This is a genomic window from Dehalococcoidales bacterium (genome assembly GCA_041656115.1).
GTDB lineage: Bacteria > Chloroflexota > Dehalococcoidia > Dehalococcoidales > UBA5627 > UBA5627.
In genome coordinates, this window is the sequence record JBBAED010000004.1 from 31,914 (window position 1) to 49,951 (window position 18,038).

14 protein-coding genes are annotated in these 18,038 nt (G+C 46.5%); 5 read left to right on the forward strand and 9 right to left on the reverse strand.

Translation table 11 applies throughout. The annotated features are described in order from the left end of the window. Window positions 1–7 precede the first annotated feature (7 nt). The 8 genes from smpB to WC958_03525 form a co-directional block, all read right to left on the reverse strand. On the reverse strand, window positions 8–466 hold the full coding sequence (smpB, locus tag WC958_03490) for an SsrA-binding protein SmpB (protein MFA5629299.1): 459 nt from the start codon (window positions 464–466) through the stop codon (window positions 8–10). 105 nt (window positions 467–571) lie between these two features. Next, window positions 572–1,270 (reverse strand): thiamine phosphate synthase, encoded by a 699-nt coding sequence (locus WC958_03495; protein MFA5629300.1) that lies wholly within the window; start codon window positions 1,268–1,270, stop codon window positions 572–574. Further along, on the reverse strand, window positions 1,257–1,571 hold the full coding sequence (locus tag WC958_03500) for a thiamine-binding protein (GenBank protein MFA5629301.1): 315 nt from the start codon (window positions 1,569–1,571) through the stop codon (window positions 1,257–1,259). The genes WC958_03495 and WC958_03500 overlap by 14 nt, the downstream gene beginning before the upstream one ends. A 2-nt stretch (window positions 1,572–1,573) precedes the next feature. Then, the gene (gene thiM, locus WC958_03505; GenBank protein MFA5629302.1) at window positions 1,574–2,410 is read right to left on the reverse strand and encodes a hydroxyethylthiazole kinase; all 837 of its coding nucleotides are present in this window, start codon (window positions 2,408–2,410) and stop codon (window positions 1,574–1,576) included. Between the two features lie 162 nt (window positions 2,411–2,572). Then, on the reverse strand, window positions 2,573–5,242 hold the full coding sequence (locus tag WC958_03510) for a valine--tRNA ligase (protein ID MFA5629303.1): 2,670 nt from the start codon (window positions 5,240–5,242) through the stop codon (window positions 2,573–2,575). A gap of 113 nt (window positions 5,243–5,355) precedes the next feature. Further along, window positions 5,356–6,540: a bifunctional phosphopantothenoylcysteine decarboxylase/phosphopantothenate--cysteine ligase CoaBC gene (gene coaBC / locus WC958_03515; GenBank protein ID MFA5629304.1), complete on the reverse strand. Its 1,185-nt coding sequence runs from the start codon at window positions 6,538–6,540 to the stop codon at window positions 5,356–5,358. 80 nt (window positions 6,541–6,620) lie between these two features. Further along, the gene (locus WC958_03520) at window positions 6,621–7,388 is read right to left on the reverse strand and encodes a type III pantothenate kinase (GenBank protein ID MFA5629305.1); all 768 of its coding nucleotides are present in this window, start codon (window positions 7,386–7,388) and stop codon (window positions 6,621–6,623) included. 78 nt (window positions 7,389–7,466) lie between these two features. Beyond that, entirely contained in the window at window positions 7,467–9,005 is a 1,539-nt protein-coding gene (locus tag WC958_03525) for an NAD(P)H-hydrate dehydratase (protein MFA5629306.1), read from the reverse strand. 810 nt (window positions 9,006–9,815) lie between these two features. On the opposite strand from WC958_03525, the gene WC958_03530 reads away from it, so the two are divergent. Next, the gene (locus WC958_03530; protein ID MFA5629307.1) at window positions 9,816–10,730 is read left to right on the forward strand and encodes an SPFH domain-containing protein; all 915 of its coding nucleotides are present in this window, start codon (window positions 9,816–9,818) and stop codon (window positions 10,728–10,730) included. Between the two features lie 385 nt (window positions 10,731–11,115). Beyond that, window positions 11,116–14,145, forward strand: coding sequence for a hypothetical protein (locus WC958_03535; protein ID MFA5629308.1), 3,030 nt, complete (start codon window positions 11,116–11,118; stop codon window positions 14,143–14,145). 2 nt (window positions 14,146–14,147) lie between these two features. On the opposite strand, the gene WC958_03540 is transcribed toward WC958_03535, so the two are convergent. Further along, entirely contained in the window at window positions 14,148–14,780 is a 633-nt protein-coding gene (locus WC958_03540; protein MFA5629309.1) for an MBL fold metallo-hydrolase, read from the reverse strand. Between the two features lie 99 nt (window positions 14,781–14,879). Here WC958_03540 and WC958_03545 point away from each other — a divergent pair, with 99 nt between their 5' ends. Genes WC958_03545 through ispE form a run of 3 tightly spaced genes read left to right on the forward strand, consistent with a single transcriptional unit; the run spans window position 14,880 to window position 17,352 of the window. Beyond that, window positions 14,880–15,617 carry a metallophosphoesterase family protein gene (locus WC958_03545; GenBank protein MFA5629310.1) on the forward strand — a complete coding sequence of 246 codons (738 nt, stop codon included), beginning with the start codon at window positions 14,880–14,882 and terminating at the stop codon, window positions 15,615–15,617. A 2-nt stretch (window positions 15,618–15,619) separates the two neighbouring features. Next, entirely contained in the window at window positions 15,620–16,513 is an 894-nt protein-coding gene (gene rsmA / locus WC958_03550; GenBank protein ID MFA5629311.1) for a 16S rRNA (adenine(1518)-N(6)/adenine(1519)-N(6))-dimethyltransferase RsmA, read from the forward strand. Continuing rightward, the gene (gene ispE / locus WC958_03555) at window positions 16,507–17,352 is read left to right on the forward strand and encodes a 4-(cytidine 5'-diphospho)-2-C-methyl-D-erythritol kinase (GenBank protein ID MFA5629312.1); all 846 of its coding nucleotides are present in this window, start codon (window positions 16,507–16,509) and stop codon (window positions 17,350–17,352) included. The genes rsmA and ispE overlap by 7 nt, the downstream gene beginning before the upstream one ends. Window positions 17,353–18,038 lie beyond the last annotated feature (686 nt).

Genomic DNA, 18,038 nt, shown 5'->3' on the forward strand with positions numbered 1-18,038 from the left:
TGTTAAATTATAATCTTTTCCGGTTTTTAATCGTCCGGTCCATTTCTCTTTCAGCATCACGCTGGATAATCGCCTGGCGTTTATCGTATTGCTTTTTACCCTTTGCCAGCGCAATTTGAACTTTGGCAACATGCCCTTTAATATACAGGCTTAACGGTACCAATGTCGAGCCCTTTTCGCTTGTTTTGGCAATCAGATTTCTGATTTCTTTACGGTGCAGAAGCAACTTGCGCGTGCGCGTCGGCTCGTGGCTCATGTAACTGCCGGATTCGTAGCGCGCAATATGGGCGTTAATAAGCCAAATCTCTCCGCGCTCGGGCTTAACAAAGGCCTGTCCGAGGTTAACCCTTCCCGAACGGATGGATTTTATCTCCGTTCCGGTCAGCACTATCCCGGCCTCAAATTTTTCTAAAATATTATAATCGTGGTAAGCCTTACGATTAGTGGCAATTGTTTTTATAGTCATCTTTAATTATATCATTTTACGCTGTATGTGTGAATGAGTGCAAACGTACGCGCCGCAAACTGCTAATACGATGGATAACCCTTAATTATGGTGTAATATCTTAGCCTAGCGATATTCCCGCCATTTTTGAACAAGTTCTAAGGCGGCAAGCTTGGGGTTATCCGCCCCGGTAACCGCCGTAACAACAAAAAAACCGCCGACCCCCGTTTGGGCGAGCGCCGGAATATCGGCCGATTTAACCCCGCCCCCCACCACCACCGGAATCAGGCTTATCCTTGCCAGTTTGGCAATTTCTTCCAAGCTCCTCGTAATTATCTTACCGTCCGCGCCGATACCGCAATCGGGCTTGGTTGTTGTTTCGCGTAACGGACCGGCACCGAAGTAATCAATATCGGAAACATCCGCCGTTTGGATATACTCAAATAACTGATGCGTTCTCGCCGATAAGCCGATAATTGAATCTTTCCCTAAATAGTAACGGCATACATCAACCGGAATATCAGCTTGCCCTACATGGATTCCGTCAACTTTGGCGCCCTGCTTTCTGGCAGCCAATACAACATCAAGGCGGTCATCCACCAGTAAAGTAATTTCATCTGCCCTTCCGGATTGTGCGATTACATCAGAGGCTTTGCAGGTTATCTCTATTAAATCACGTGCCGAAGCGGTTTTAGAACGAATCTGCACACAAGTAAACATCGCTTCAACGGCATCTTTAATAATCGGGATAATGGGGCGCCCTTTGGTATTTTCCGGCCCGATTACCAAATAGGCCGAAAGGTCGAATTTTTTACTGCCCTTCATTATCTTCCGCCAGAATAACGTTTATTTTATCCACTTTGGCATTGATGGTGTTTGAAAACCCCGGGCGTACATCGGCCTTCAAAACAACCTCCGTGCGAATGCCTTTTGAAGCAAGAACAAACGTCGCTTCTTTAACAACTTGCATCACCTCGTCCCACTCGCCTTCAATTTCGGTAAACATCGCGCTTGTACGATTCGGTAACCCGGATTTGCGGATTACCCTAATCACCTCGGCTACCTCAGGCGCAAGCTCGTCGCCGACCCCGAAAGGCGCAATCGCCACCGCAACCAATGTATTCATAATTAGACCTCCTCAATTTCAAACGGATTGGCGGCAATTTCCTCTGCGGTTGCCTTATGTAATTCGTCAAGGAAACAAATCTGAAAACTTGCCGGTCCGTTTGCCTCTTTTTCGGCAATTTTACCCGCCAGATTATACGCCGCAGAAGCGGTAAGTGCGGCAATCAAAGGAGCGGTAACCGCCAAATAGACCGTAACGACCCCGCCCAGGGAACACCCCCCGCCGGTGATTTTTTCCATCAAGTGCGACCCGCCATAAGAATAAACCGTTAAATTGCCGTCGGTAATTAAATCCGTTTCTCCCGATACCGCAACGGCACCTCCGGTCCACTTTGCGAGAGCAACAGCCGCTGATTTGGCGGAAACAACCGCATCCGTAGAATCAACCCCGCGAACGCGGGATTTCCCGGAACCGCCCTCCAGACCCCATAAACCGGCTAAGGCAATAATCTCGGAAGCGTTGCCCCTGATAACGGACGGCTTATATTCTTTAAACTGTGCCAATACCTGCGACCGAAAAGAGCCAATCCCGATTGCCACCGGGTCTAAAACCCAGTGTTTCCCGGTTTCATGCAATAACTTGGCAACCCTCGGCAGTGTCTGCTCGTAAATCGGGATAAGCGTCCCCATATTGATATAAGTCGCCTCACCCAAACCGGCTAAAATCTCACCCTCTTCGGGTAAATAAACCATCGCGGCGGAACCGCCGACGGCAAGTTGGGCATTGGCAACAAAATTAATCGAAACGGCATTCGTAATTGAGCCAACCACCGGATTGGTTTGTTTTACCGTTTCAACGGCATTTATGATTTGTTTTTGAATTTCTTTTTTGTTAACCATCAAAATTTGCCTCTCGTAAAATCAGGTGCAGACGGGGTTTCCGCCAGACGGCAGATTAAGGATTATGCGATTGGGTTCAACGCAAAAACATTACGGGTAGAACAGGCTCATACTGCCTCTACCCGTAATTATAAACCTGATTGTAAGGGAGTGCAAAGAAGATTATTCTTGGATATGCGATAAGTGTTCCCTCAGTTTTGCCAGTTTATCTTCTCTTGCCGCCAGATTCGCTTTTTCTTTATCAACAACCTGCGGCGGCGCTTTCGTAAGGAATGCTTCATCGCTTAACCTGTTTTTAAGGCGAGCCACATCGTTATCCAATTGTTCGATTTCTTTGCCGATACGCTTTTTCTCAGCTTCAATATCAACCATACTTTGCATCGGAATCACTATTTCGATTCCTTCAAGGGCTATAACCAACGCGTTTTCGGGCAGCGCCCCTTCTCTTGCGCCTTTTACAACCGGAACGGCCTTTGCCAACGTTTGGATTGCCGAAGCATAAGCGGCAATCTCCTTTTCTTTTTCACCGGCATATATTATCGCCTCAATCAGCTTTGATTGCTCTACTTTATACTCGGTTCTGGCATTGCGCACGGAGCGGATAATTTCAACTACCGAAGCCATTACCTCTTCGGCAGCCTTATCTTCAAGTGATTTATCGGTGCGGGGATAAGATGCAATCATAATTGATTCGGGTCTTGTTTTATCCGCGGGAAGCCTGCTAACAATATTTTGCCAGAGTTCTTCCGTTATAAACGGCATAAACGGATGCAATAAGCGCAGCGATTTTTCCAAGACTTCAATCAATACCGGAATGGGGGAAATCACGCCTTCGGCGGCATTTAACCTGACCTTGGTGATTTCAATGTACCAATCGCAGAATTCACCCCACAGGAAATCGTAGATTTGGCGCTGTACTTCGCCGAATTGGTATTCCTGCATAAGCCTGTCAACATCGGCAACGGTTGAATTTAAGCGGCTTAAAATCCATCGGTCTTCAAGCGGCAGAAATTCCCGTTCTATCTTCATATCGCCGTTATAGGATTCCATGCTCTTTAACACAAAACGGGTGGCATTCCACATCTTGTTGGCGAAGTTCCGGCCGGCTTCCATTTTGATGGGGGTAATCTTGGTATCATTACCCGGTGATATACCGGTAGAAAGCGCAAAGCGCAAGGCATCAGTGCCGTACTTATCCATCAGTTCAAGGGGATCAACCACATTGCCCCTGGTTTTACTCATTTTCTCGCCCTTTTCGTCACGCACCAAACCGTGCAGATAAACCGTGCGGAAAGGAATATTGCCGGTATCTTCAATCCCCAGCATTATCATTCGCGCAACCCAGAAAAAGAGGATATCGTAAGCGGTTTCCAGGACCGAAGTGGGGTAGAAATAACGCAAATCTTCCGTATCATCGGGCCAGCCCAAAGTTGAATGCGGCCAAAGCGCCGAACTAAACCAGGTATCCAAGACATCGGGGTCTTGTTCTATCGCGGATGAACCGCAGCCTGAGCAACACTGAGGGTCTTTATTATCAACCGTTAAAGCGTCGCACTCTTTGCAGTACCAGACCGGTATGCGGTGCCCCCACCATAACTGCCGTGATATACACCAATCGCGGATATTTTCCATCCAGTTCAAATAAACCTTGGTAAAACGCTCGGGGAGGATTGTAATCCGCCCGTCGGTTACGGCCTCGATTGCCGGCTTTGCCAGCGGCTCCGTTTTTACAAACCATTGCTTACTGGCAATCGGCTCGACAACGGTATTGCAACGGAAGCAGTGCCCGATTGAATGGTTATAGGGTTCGATTTTAACCAATAAGCCGTCTTTATCAAGATCGGTAATGATTGCTTTGCGGCATTCAAATCGGTCCATCCCGACATAAGGACCGGCGTTTTCGTTCATTGTGGCGTCGGGGTTTAAAATATTAACAAGGGGCAGATTGTGCCTTTGCCCGATTTCAAAGTCAACCGGATCGTGCGCCGGAGTAACCTTAACCGCTCCGGTACCAAACTCCAAATCAACGGCTTCGTCACCAACAATCGGAATTTCACGATTAACAACCGGAACAATCGCCTTTTTACCGATAAACTTGGCTAATTTCTCATCGACCGGATTAATGGCGATGGCAGTATCGCCCAAAAGGGTTTCGGGGCGCGTCGTTGCCACCGTCAGGTAGTTTTCTTCATCGCCGGCTAATTTATAGCGAATGTAATAGAGATTACCTTCAACGTCTTTATGATTAACTTCAAGGTCGGAAAGCGCCGTAGCACAGCGCGGACAGCGGTTGATAATGCGTTCCCCTCTGTAAATCAACCCTTTATTGTACAAACGCACAAAGGCCTCGCGCACGGCTTTGCTTAAACTTTCGTCCAGCGTAAAGCGTTCGCGGCTCCAATCGCAGGAAATACCCAAGCGCTGGTGCTGGTGCATAATCGTATCATGGCACTCGCCGGCCCATTCCCAGATTCTTTTTTCGAATTTTTCACGCCCCATATCATATTTATCGGTTCCCTCCGCAGCCAGCTGCCTTTCAACAACCACCTGCGCCGCAATACCGGCGTGGTCAAAACCGGGCAGCCATAACGTCGGTTCACCCAGCATACGATGCCAACGGATCATAATATCTTCCAGAGTTGCGGTTAAGGCATGCCCAACGTGCAACCCGCCCGTAACATTGGGCGGAGGCATCATAATCACGAAAGGCTCTTTATTATGGTCTATCTTCGGTTTGAAGTATTCCTGCTTCATCCAATATTCATACCACTTAGTCTCAACCTTGGCCGCTTCGTAAGCCTTTGGCATCTCGTTTTGTTCAGATTCAAACATACTTGCCCCTTAAAAGTTTTTGTTAATAATTCTCCCGCGACAGAGAATAAGCGGGTGATTAAAAGAGAGGGGCATTACCCCTCACAGATTCCACTCCGTTTTACCGCAATAAGCTACATTATTTCTTTAATCTTATCTAAAATCTTGTCCGCCACTTCGCACTTGGACATTAGCGGCAGTACTTCGGTTTGTTTATTTCTGTCAATTATTGTAACACGATTGTTATCGGCACCAAAGCCGCTGTCTTTATCGGTTATATCGTTGGCAACAATAAAATTAAGCCCTTTACGCTCAAGTTTTAATTTGGCATTTTCAAGCAGGTTCTCGCTCTCGGCGGCAAACCCGACTCTAATAAAATCACCCTTAAGGGTTGATAGAATATCTGCGGTTTTGACCATTTTTAATTCAATAACGGCATCTTCCTTTTTAATTTTACTGCCGCAAATAGTCTCGGCACGATAATCCGCCACCGCCGCCGCCATAATAAGCGCGTCGGCGCCGACAACCGCTTTTTCAACCGCTTGTTTCATATCCTCGGCCGATTCAACGGTTACAATTTCCATCCCTGCCGAAGGATAAACGGGAACGGTTGTTACAACGGTAACATCAGCCCCTCTGTCGCGCGCCGCCCGGGCAACGGCAACCCCCATTTTACCGCTGGAACGGTTACCGATAAAACGCACGGGGTCAATCGCCTCACGGGTACCGCCTGCGGTAACCACGATACGTTTACCTGCAAAATCACCGCCGCGTGCCAATACCAATTTGATGATATCGATTATTTCCGCCGTTTCAGGCAGACGCCCTTGCCCGATTTTACCCGATAAAAGATGCCCGAATCCGGGCTCGATAACGGTAAACCCTCTATCTTTAAGTTTGGATAAATTTTTCTGAGTTATCGGATTGTTAAGCATGTTATCGTTCATCGCCGGAGCCAAAACAACAGGTGCTCCGGTAGCTAAAACAGTACAGCTCAGTATGTCATCGGCCAGCCCGCAAGCAATTTTAGCAATACTGTTAGCGGTTGCCGGGGCAATCAAAATTAAATCCGCCGCTTCGGCCAGTGCCACATGAGCGGATTTGAAGCCCGGTACCTCTTCCCACATATCCGTAAAAACATGCCTGCCGGTTATACTGCGCAGAGTTAAGGGGGGAATAAACTTGGCGGCCGACTCTGTCATAACGACGTCAACATTTGCACCAAATTGGCAAAGTTTACTGGCAATATCCGGAGATTTATAAGCGGAAACGCCGCCGGTTATTCCCAAAAGGATTGTTTTATCTTTTAATATATCCATATTTCTGCCTTTATTATCATCCAAACAGACGATATTTTAGTCTACCCTTAACAGCGCGGCCATGCAAGATAATCTGATTGTTATTCGCGATTCATTTCGTAAATCAGCCTCAGACCGACCAGCGTCAGGTCGGGATTAACCTCGTCAATCGCTTTTGTTCCTTTGGCAATCAGCCCGGCAAAACCGCCGGTGGCAATCACTTTGGCTTTGCCTCCGATTTCCTCCCGTAAGCGCGCTACCATGCTTTCCACTAAACCCACGTATCCGTAAAATACACCCGATTTCATTGCGTCTACGGTATTAGTGCCAATCACTTTACCGGGCACCGTAAGATCAATTCTGGGAAGCATAGCGGCTCTTTGAAAGAGCGCTTCAGAGGAAGAAAGAATCCCCGGCGCAATCGCCCCGCCGATATAATCCCCGCTTTGAGAAACAATTTCAAAAGTAGTTGCCGTTCCCATATCAACAATAATTACCGGACCGCCGTACAAGTGTTTGGCGGCAACCGCATCCGCTATTCGATCGGCACCGACTTCTTTCGGATTGTCCATACAAATCCGCATGCCCGTTTTGACCCCCGCGGCGACAACAAGCGGCGAAAGTCCGAAATATCTTTTGACCACTCCTTCAAAAATAGAAGTCAGCGGAGGAACAACACTGCATAAAGCGACTTCATTAATATCCGACAGCTCCAAACCGCGCGTTTTCAATACGCTTATCAGTAAAACGGCGTTTTCGTCGGCGGTGCGGTGGATTGAAGTTGTAAGCTGAAAAGTTGTCTTTTTTTGCTCACCGTCAAATACACCAACCGTAATTTCCGTGTTTCCGATATCAATTGCCAGTAACATATTTCCCTCTTAAACAATGATAATCCCGATTAGGCTCGCAAGCAAAAAGAGTTCGCTGTGAGCGGCTATATTTTTAAGCTAACTATCTTTTAGAGCCTTAATTACCTTAGGCAGCACCGGCAGTAAATCACCGGCAAGCATTCCGGTATCTCCCAGCTCGGATTTAACCGCTTCACCGGCTTGTCCGTGTATCCAAACCCCTAAACAGGCGGCGCTAAAATTATCCAACCCTTGCGCCATAAGCCCGGCAATAACCCCAGCCAACACATCGCCGGTACCGGCGGAGGCCAGCCCCGGGTTAGCAAACGGGGCAACATAGCATCTTCCGTCAAATGAGGCGATTACCGTATAAGCCCCTTTAAGGACAATTGTTTTAACCCATTCCTTTGCAAAGCGCATGGCAATATTGATCCTGTCTTTTTGAATCTCTTCGATAGATATTCCCGTTAGACCTGCCATTTCGCCGGGATGCGGTGTTAAAATTGCATCCATCCCCAGCTTCTGCTGCCAGCCCGGTACTTTTGCCAATATATTTAGGGCGTCGGCATCAACAACCGACCGAAGCGACAATTCTTTTTTGAATAAAACCGTTCTTGTAAAAGCGGCAGTCATTTTGTGTTGACCCAAACCGCTCCCGATAAGCAGCACATTATAATTTTGCAAAGCTGACAACACCTCGGAAGAGGCGCCTTCGGAAACAATCCCTTTTTCCGATTCCGCAAGCGGTAAATAAGTCACTTCGTTTAATTTTGGAGCCATAACGGGCTGTAATCCGACGGGGATTGCCAGGGTTACCAATCCGGCGCCAACCCTAATGGCAGCGGTACACGCCAGATAAGCCGCCCCGATATAATTTGGGGACCCGGTAACCGCCAGCACTTTGCCGAAAGTGCCTTTATTGGCATCCAAAGGGCGCATGGGAAGCACCGATGCGGCCCAGTCTTTATCTAAAAGCTCAAGCCTGACGTCTCTTGCGATATAATCGGGGATTCCGATATCGGCAATTACAATTTTACCCGCCTTTTGCGGACCCCTACCGATAAATAAACCGACTTTCGGAAACCCGAGTGTTATTGTGTAATCAGACGAAAGACATGCGGAACCGCACTCACCGCTATCACCATTAAGACCCGAGGGGATATCAACCGCCACTGTTTTAAGACGGCGATATTTAGACTTAGCTTCAGCGACTTTCTTAAGGGCATCTCTGTAAATATCTTCAAGCGGACGGTTGACGCCGGTACCGAATAATGCGTCAATAACAACATCAGCTGTTCGAAGCAGACTATCCAGTCCGTCTAAGTTTTTATAAACCGGAATACGGCTCTGGGTTACCCTTTTAAGATTAGCATCTTTTTCGTTACGCTCGCCCAAAAGAAAAACATTGACCTTGGCTTCCCATTCATTCAAATATCGGGCACACACCAAACCGTCGCCGCCGTTGTTACCCGGGCCGCAAAGGACAACTATATTTTTATTAAACGCCTCCTCCAGAACCCTGCGAACCTCAACGGCGACCTGTTTCCCGGCGTTTTCCATTAGAGTATCAAGAGAAATGCCTGCCTTAACAGATTCCTGTTCCGCTTGTTTCATACGAGAGGTAGTTAAAATCTTCATTATCAACCATCCTGTGGATAAAGTTTAGCAATACCGCAATCAGGGGTCAATAGTAAAAGAAGAATGTTTTATAAGTTGTGTGTGATGAGCCTGTTGGATGGTTCAAGGGACGAGAACAAAAGAGGATTGCCATCCGTCCGCCGTTATGGTTCGACAGGCTCACCACGAACGGCTAAACCCCTGTCTTTGCGAGCGCAGCAAAGCAATCCTTCACTGTCTTTCAGAGCGAAGCGAAGAATCTCATATAGATTAAATTCCTTGGAGATTGCCACGTCACTCGCACAAGGCTCGCTCCTCGCAAAGACGTTTTTATTATTGTCATTCTGAGCTTGTCGAAGAATCTGGGAGTTAGCGAATAGTGCAGCGTTCGGTAACGAATTTTAGAGTAGGACGCCGCCTCTTTTTTGTTGCCGAGGCGACCTCATAGCCTATACTTCCCTTCCTCTTAGATCCTTCACTGCGTTCAGGATGACAAAAGTGATGTCTTTGCGAGCGCAGCGAAGCAATCTCATATAAATTCGTGTGAGATTGCCACGTCATTCGCCTAAAAGCTCCTTCCTCGCAAAGACGGTGTAACCCTCTGCAACAATGCACCGGATTGATGTACACTATCAGGGGTGTTCTTTTAGGAGCAATTGCGATAGTTATCAACGTTAGTTTAATAATATACGGAATATTTAGATTAATCGTCGGTGGCGGTATTATTTAGGCGGAAGTCACAAAATTTCGTAAAAAACCATTCGATTAGTATTCTATATCCGACCGTATCGGTGTATAATTAACCGAGGAGCAACTTTAGGAGGGATAGAAATGTTAGCACCGGCAATCGTTTTTTTAGTTATCGTTTTTGTAATCTTATTTCTGATTATGGGTATTTATACCGTTAAGCAGCAGACTTTCGCCGTAATTGAGCGGTTTGGGAAGTTTGCCAGAATCGCCGGGCCGGGGCTTCATATCAAATGGCCGATAATTGAGAGCGTTGTCGGGCGTGTTTCGATTAGAGTTAGGGAATTAAATGTCGAGGTCAAGACAAAAACCATTGATAATGTTTTCGTAAATCTTCTTATTGCGGTTCAGTTTTTTGTAACCAAAGAAAAGGTTTGGGATGCCTTTTACAAACTGACCAATCCGTTGGCACAAATGGAATCCTTTGTTTTCGATACCGTCAGGGCGAAAGTCCCTCATATGAAATTGGACGAAGTCTTTGAGAAAAAGGAAGACATTGCCGAAGATATCGAAGCTAAGCTGGGCGATATAATGCCGGAGTTCGGCTACTTTATAAAGACGGCCCTGGTAAACGACATTGTCCCCGACAGTAAAGTAGCGACCGCAATGAATGAGATCAATGCACAGGAAAGAATGAGGGTTGCCGCCGAGCATAGGGGCGAAGCCGAAAAAATCTTGGTGGTTAAAGCGGCTGAAGCCGATGCCAGAAGTAAGGAGTTATCGGGTATCGGTGTTGCCAATCAGAGGATGGCGATTATTAAGGGTTTACGCGAATCGGTGGAAGACTTCCAACAGGCGATTAAGGGAATTGATGCCCGAGATGTTATGTCGCTTGTCCTTTTGACCCAATATTACGATATGCTGACCGATGTCGGGAAGCACTCCAATAATAACACGATTCTTATTCCGCACTCGCCGGGAGCAGTTGGGGATTTCCAACAGCAGATTTTGACATCTTTGCTTGCAGCCGACAAGGCTTCGGAAGAACATAAGAAATAGTTTTAAAAGTTTATGACATTAAGCCACGTCTTGTTCCATCGAGGCGTGGCTTTTTTGTTTCCTTTTGTCTTTCAGGGCACTTCCTTTGTCATTCTGAGCTTGTCGAAGAATCTAGGGGTTAGCGAATAGTGCAGTGTTTGGTTACGGATTTTACGGTAGGGCGATGCCTCTTTCTTGTTCCCGAGAATGACTCATAGCCTAAATTTCCCGTCCTCTTAGATCCTTCACTGCGTTCAGGATGACAAATGAAGAAAAAGCAAGATGACAAGGGAAAAAACAAGGCGACAAGGGGGAAAATACAGGAAATCAGCAAAAATCTCATACAGACCAAAGCCCTTACCCGTTCATTTTGACCCGCCAATAATTTATGTTATAAAATAGCCGAATGTTAATAAAAAGGCTTCTCTTATTTCTTGTTTCAGCCGTAATAATATTCACTTTTATCCCCGGTAGCGAAGCCTTTATCGCCCAAGGCGCATCAAATCTTGCCCGCTGGCAGATAGCAAATATCCCAAAACAGGGTGCCGAACAAGGTTGGTTTTTGGCAGACGGTTCGGATGTAACATGCCTTGCTCAAGATGATAGCGGCATCCTCTATGCCGGGGTAAGCGATTCAAAATCAAACCTTTATAAATCGGTCGATGGGGGCAATAACTGGCAAAAAATAGAAGGCAATGCCGATGCACCAATCAACACCATTCTTATCTACAACAACACCGTTTACAGCACAACCAACACTCAAATTTACAAAATAACAGATAACGCCAATGTTGCCGTTGCATTTTTACCGAGTCACTTTACCGAACCGGGAACTGTTATAACCTCAATCGATATTTCTTTTTATAACGGTGGTACCGCAATCCTTGTCGGTACTAAAAACGAAAATAGCGGCAAATTCGGCGGTGTATATCTAATTAGCGGCAATCCGTTTACTCAGTGGCAGGATTTGGGTTTAGCGGGCTGTGACGTGTATTCTGTGGCATTCTCTCCCCGCTTTAGCGAGGATAATACGGTAATAGCTTTGGCCGCTAACGAAACGCAAACATTTGTTACTCGCAAAGAAGGAAGCGCTGATTGGAGCGCTGCCGTTAGTAACATTGTTTTTAAAGATAAAAATACGGGAAACCCGATCCCTAAATTTGAATCTGCCAAAATTGTTTTTCCGAAAAACCGCCGCTTAGACTTTTTTGATGATACCTACTTGTTTTATGCCGCTTTAAACACCGGTTCCGATAGCGGCGGCGTTTATTCCGGTTACAGCAGCCGCAATCCCGAGTATTCCCTAATCGAAGACCTAAACATTGGCGGCTCTAACGGTATTGATATCAGCAGCTTGGATATATTGGAATGCGGCGATAGTGAATATATTATCGCAGGTTCTGCCGCAACCGATAATATTTACACAAGCTTTGACGGCGGAATAAGTTGGAAACAGAGCCAAAAATCACCCGGGGGCGAAAAAGTAACCTCCGTTCTTTTTTCCGCAGATTATAAAAATGACGGTAAAGCCTACTGTACGACCGCAGGCAACGAAAGTGCCTTTTCGATTAGTATTGATAACGGTCGAAATTGGAACCAGTACAAATTTATTGATGCAAAAATCGATAATATAGTTGACGTAGCCGTTTCTGACGGGCTTGGAAGTAACCAAACTTTATTTTTACTTACCGAAGGAAACGGATACAGCATATGGCGCACTGGCGATGATTGCCGCAGCTGGCGAAGGGTTTTTGTGGGAAGTTCCGATATAACTATCGATAAAATAGACGTTTCACCGGAGTACGGAAACGCAAAACAGGTACTCTACTTTTACGGGAGCCGCGGAGGTACGCCGACACTTTGGAATTCCGAAAACAGCGGGAACGGTTTTTCGGAATTACCCATGCCGTTTGAAGCAGACTGTTGGCAGATTATAAATGATGATTCATTTTTTATTGCCGGTTTTGACGGCAGTAATGCGCTTCTTTATCGCACCGTTGACGGCGGCGCGCATTATAAGTACAAAACAATTATTAACAGCCAGGCGCTCACGTCAATTGCACTTTCACCTGATTACGCAAACGATAAAACAATGCTTGTCGGTAATTGCAACGGTGAGGTTTATTTTTCAACCGATGAAGGGATTACCTTTTTGCCGCCGGGGAACATTTTGTCACCGCTAAGCGGTGATGTCAGTATCGCCTTTAGCGCTGCTTTTCAGGAGAATAAAACCGTTTACGCTGCCGGCAGTGCGGTAAATAACGGAATTTTTGAGTTTGTAATCGGAGAGAGTACAGTTTGGGAAGCTGTTGATGATTCGCTTCCTGCGGGTGCGATGATAACAGACCTCAAGATATCCCAATCCGGCGTTTTGTATGCAGTAAACCAACAACAAGTTGCAAGCGGCAGTGTTCCAAAGGGCGGCATAGAGCGCAGTTTATGTGCTGCAGACCCCTTTGAAACCTTTGTAAGAGGGTTGGAAATAAATACAACCCTTACCGATTTAAAGCTTTGCGGCAGTGCGCTATGGTCTATTGATACAACACATAACAGCCTGCTCTTTTTTAAAGATACCCTTTCCGAACAAGTTAACCTTACATCTCCCGCAAATCGTGCAATAGTTAAAGGGAATGCCTCTTGGGGGAAGATAAAAGATGTTTTACTGGATTGGGAAACATTGGAGGGCGCCGGAAGCTACAATTGGCAGGTTAGTAAAAATGCGGGTTTTTCTTCAATTATCGGCGAGGGAACCACGACCGCCGGTTCGGTTTTAACAGACTTATCGGAAACGGATGGGGTTTACTACTGGCGTGTAAGAGCGGTTACACCGCTCCTCAGCCCTTGGTCGAAAACTCAATTATTTTCGCTTCAAGCGCTAATACCGCTTACAACACCTCAGTTAAAAACCCCCGCACCCGGTGCCGTAAATGTCCCCCTAAGTGCGCTTTTCCAGTGGGATAAAGTAAACAGTGCAAGCGGTTACGAGCTTGAGATATCGGCCGAGAATGATTTTCAAAATCCATTTATATGTATTCGGGGTAGCGACTCTCTGCCGATAAACGCCTGGCAAAATAGCGCAGAATTCGAATATAACCGTACTTATTACTGGCATGTGCGTGCGGTAAACGAAGATACAATCGGTGATTGGAGCGCGGTAGGGGTCTTTGCCACAATAGATAAAGAGGATTCTCAAACAACAGTCACTGCCGATACATCTCAACCCCAAATAACGCAAACTGTAACCGTTGAAAAGGTAACAACAGCACTGGTCACGGAGTTTGGTACGGTAACCGTTACCCAAACCGAACAAGTAACTATCCCCATCGGGCAAGAAGATTCAATACCGGATTGGTTTTATTACGCGTTTAGATTTATGGCAATAGTAATCGTTTTGCTTTTAGCAGCAATCCTGGTCATCGTAATGAAAAGAGGATAGGGTTAAAGATCAAGCAGGGTAACCTGCATCGAAAGCGGAAGTCTGTTCTTGGTAATTGAAAGCTTCGGCAAAGGCGTTGTGTCGTGCGCGCCGATTTCTTTTAAGAATTTCTCAATCGGATCAAGCTCACGGTTTAGTAAAGGGGTCCCGTAATGCATCGGTATCACTATTTTGGGCTCAATTTGGCGTACAACGGATGCCGCTGCGGCTGCGTTGATTGTTGAGACACCGCCAACCGGTAACATCAGTATATCAACGGTTCCCAGTTCTTCGAGTTGGTCTTCGGTTAAGGGATACCCCAAATCGCCGAGGTGGCAAATACTAACGTCGTCTATCTCAATCAAATAAACGGTATTCTTGCCCCTTAGCGAGCCATGTTCGTTATCGTGATAAGAAGGAAGCCCGATAACCAGAACATCGCTGATTTCGTATTCGCCCGGACCGGTTATTACGTAAGGATCGCCGTTAATAGCGCTGACGTTGGAGTGTCCGGGGTGATTATGACTAACGGTAACAATATCGGCGCTCTGTTTACCGAGCGTATAGCCGATACCCGCCGAAAACGGGTCGGTGATAACGGTCGCCTGTTTCCCTTTAATCTTAAAACACGAATGTCCGAGCCAATTAATATCCATATTCTTAGCGTAAGTGTATCATAAACAGCTTTAAACGGTCAATTAAAAAAGACTAAAATATACTGAACCGTTTGCCGATTATGGTATGATATAGCTGTTATGAAATACGCATTGTTAGCCGATATTCACTCTAACTTGGAAGCATTGACTGCCGTCCTTGAAGATATTGACAAGCGCGCTGCCGTTGATGAGCTTTGGATAATGGGTGATACTGTCGGTTATGGCCCCAATCCGTCAGAATGCATTAAACTCCTGCGTAGTCGCAAGCATACCGCCGTTTGCGGTAACCACGATATTTATTGTGCCGACGCTCCGGAGTCCCTTTATATTTTCGGCCCCGAAGCCTTTACTTCCTGTCGTTGGACCGCAAGCGTTTTGACAGCGGAGGATATTGAATATCTTAAAGACTTGCCCAATGTTGCCGAGCGTGACGATTTCATGCTGGTACACGGCAGCCCGCGTGAGCCGTTATGGGAATATGTGATATCGCAGAGTGTGGCGCTTGTTAATTTTGATTATTTTCGTAATAAATACTGCCTGGTAGGACACTCGCACACGCCTCTCATTTTTAAGCTGGATGAAAACAAAAACTGCGTTGGTGTACCGTTTACGGAAAATATCGGAGTGGTGCTCGGTAAGGACAAAATGATTATTAACCCGGGCAGTGTCGGGCAGCCGAGAGATGAAGACCCGCGCGCAAGCTATGCCATTTATGATAGCGAAAGCAAGGTAATCAGGTTGTATCGCGTGCCGTACGATATAAAACTGACCCAGCAAAAAATGATTAAACAGAATTTGCCGATACGTTTAATATCTCGTTTAGAGAAAGGTTTATAAATTTGAACAGCAATAACCGACAGCGTGATTTATTGGCGGAAACGCAGCGTTATTTACGGCGCCTCGATTTAAAAGCGCGCAAAAAACTCGGACAGCATTTTCTTGTAGACGAAGATGCTTTAGCGGCAATCGTTTCGGCTGCCGAACTTACCGCCGATGACCTGGTTATCGAGGTGGGGCCGGGGTTGGGGGTTTTAACCGATGAACTGGTAAAAAAAGCCGGCGCCGTTGTTGCCGTTGAACTTGACGACCGGCTGGCGGAAATCCTTAGAAAGAAAATGACGGCAGCAACTAATTTTACCGTAGTTAATAAAGATATTTTAAAAGCCGAACCGCAAGAGTTTCTGGCACAGCCGGTAGCGCTAAACGTCTTGAAAGGGGCTCAGCCGATTTATAAAGTGGTTGCAAACCTGCCCTATTATATTACCTCCGCCGTACTGCGCTATTTTCTGGAAGCTTTACCGCAGCCGTCTGTTATGGTTGTAATGGTGCAAAAGGAAGTCGCCGAAGCTATCGCTGCCGAACAGGGCAAAATGAGTCTGCTTAGCACCAGCATACATTTCTACGGTAAGCCCGAAATTGTAAGGTACGTACCGGCAGCAAGTTTTTACCCGCCGCCCGAAGTTGATTCCGCCGTTTTAAAAATAAAAGTTTACGATAAACCGCGTCTTGATATAGACGATGTTAACGGATTTTTTAATCTTGTTCGTGCCGGATTTGCCGCTTCGCGCAAGCAGCTCCCCAACTCACTGGCACAGGGGTTAAAATGGGAAAAAGAAAGGGCGGTTGTACTTCTGGCAAAAGCCGAAATCGCTGCTAATCGCCGTGCGGAAACCCTCTCACTTGAGGAATGGGGGCAGCTCTGGGAGATATTTAAAGAGGATAACCAATGTTAAAAATTACCGCTCCCGCTAAAATAAATTTGACACTTGAGGTGCTTGCCAAGCGCAGCGACGGTTATCACGAGATTAAAAGTGTTATTCAGGCAATTGATTTATGCGATACCTTGTCCTTTGAAAAAGGAGAGGGTCTTAATATAACGTGTGACGACCCGAATTGGGAGAAAGAAAAAAGCCTGATTTTCAAAGCGGTAAACTTGCTTGCAGACGATTTGGATAGGCCTTTGGAGTGTAAAATTCACCTAAGTAAACGGATCCCTTTACTTTCGGGGCTTGCCGGTGATTCCTCCGGCGCGGTAGCCGTGCTTAAAGGCTTGAATACCTTTTTGAATTTGGGCTATACAACCGAAAGGCTGGCAGGCCTGGCGGCCAAACTTGGCTCGGATACCACTTTTTTCTTATCGGGAGGCTCGGCCCTGATGCAAGGGCGGGGAGAAATCGTTGAACCCCTTCCTCCAATGCCTCCGACATGGGTCGTTTTAATGTTACCTCAAACAGAACGCGTAATCGGTAAAACCGCTAAAATGTACTCCGCTCTGAGAACGGATTTATTTACCGCAGGAGAAAAAACTGATGCGCTTGTTGCCAGGCTGAAACGCGGCGAAGATATCGATAATGATATGCTTTATAACGTTTTTGAATATGTGGCGTATGATATTTATGAAGGGCTTGGAGTCCTGCGCGATGAATTTTTAAGTGCCGGAGCTCTGACCGTTCACCTTGCCGGCTCGGGGCCTTCTCTTTTTGCTTTGGTTGATAGTGAAACGAATGCCCTTCGAATTTGTGAAAGGCTCAAAGCAAAAGGGTATTCAGCTTTTGCCTTAAAGACTCTTTGACGCAACATTGAAGCCGTTTTATCCCTCTTTAGCCGTTCGTAGGACCCTTAACGGGTCCCTCTTGTCATCCTGAATGTAATGAAGGATCTAAGAGGAAGGGAAGTATAGGCTATGAGGTCGCCTCAGAATCACGAAAGAGGAATCGCCCTACTGTATAAACAGTAACCAAACGCTGCACTATTCGCCAACCCTTAGATTCTTCGACAGACTCAGAATAACAAGTTATAAACGTCTTTGCGAGGAATAAGCCGTTAGGCGAACGACGTGGCAATCTCCTACAAATAGAATGCCTCTCGATTTATTAAGGATTACTTCGCTGCGCTCGCAAAGACAAGGTGCTTCTCAGCCGTTCGTGGTGAGCCTGTCGAACCATAACGGCGGCCGGATGGTAATCCTTGTCTACTCTCGTTCGTGGAACCCTTCGACAAGCTCAGGGCGAACGAGTCTTTTTTATCATCCTGTTTCCCTATTTTGTCATCCTGAACAGAGTGAAGGATCTAAGAGGACGAGAAGTATAGGCTATGAGTCATTCTCGGGAACAAGAAAGAGGCTTCGTCCTATTATAAATCCGCAACCGAACAGTGCACTATCCGCCAACTCCTAGATTCTTCGGCAAGCTCAGACCCTTCGACAGGCTCAGGGTGCTCGGAATTTGGATTGTCTTTGCGAGGAATGAGCGTAAGCGA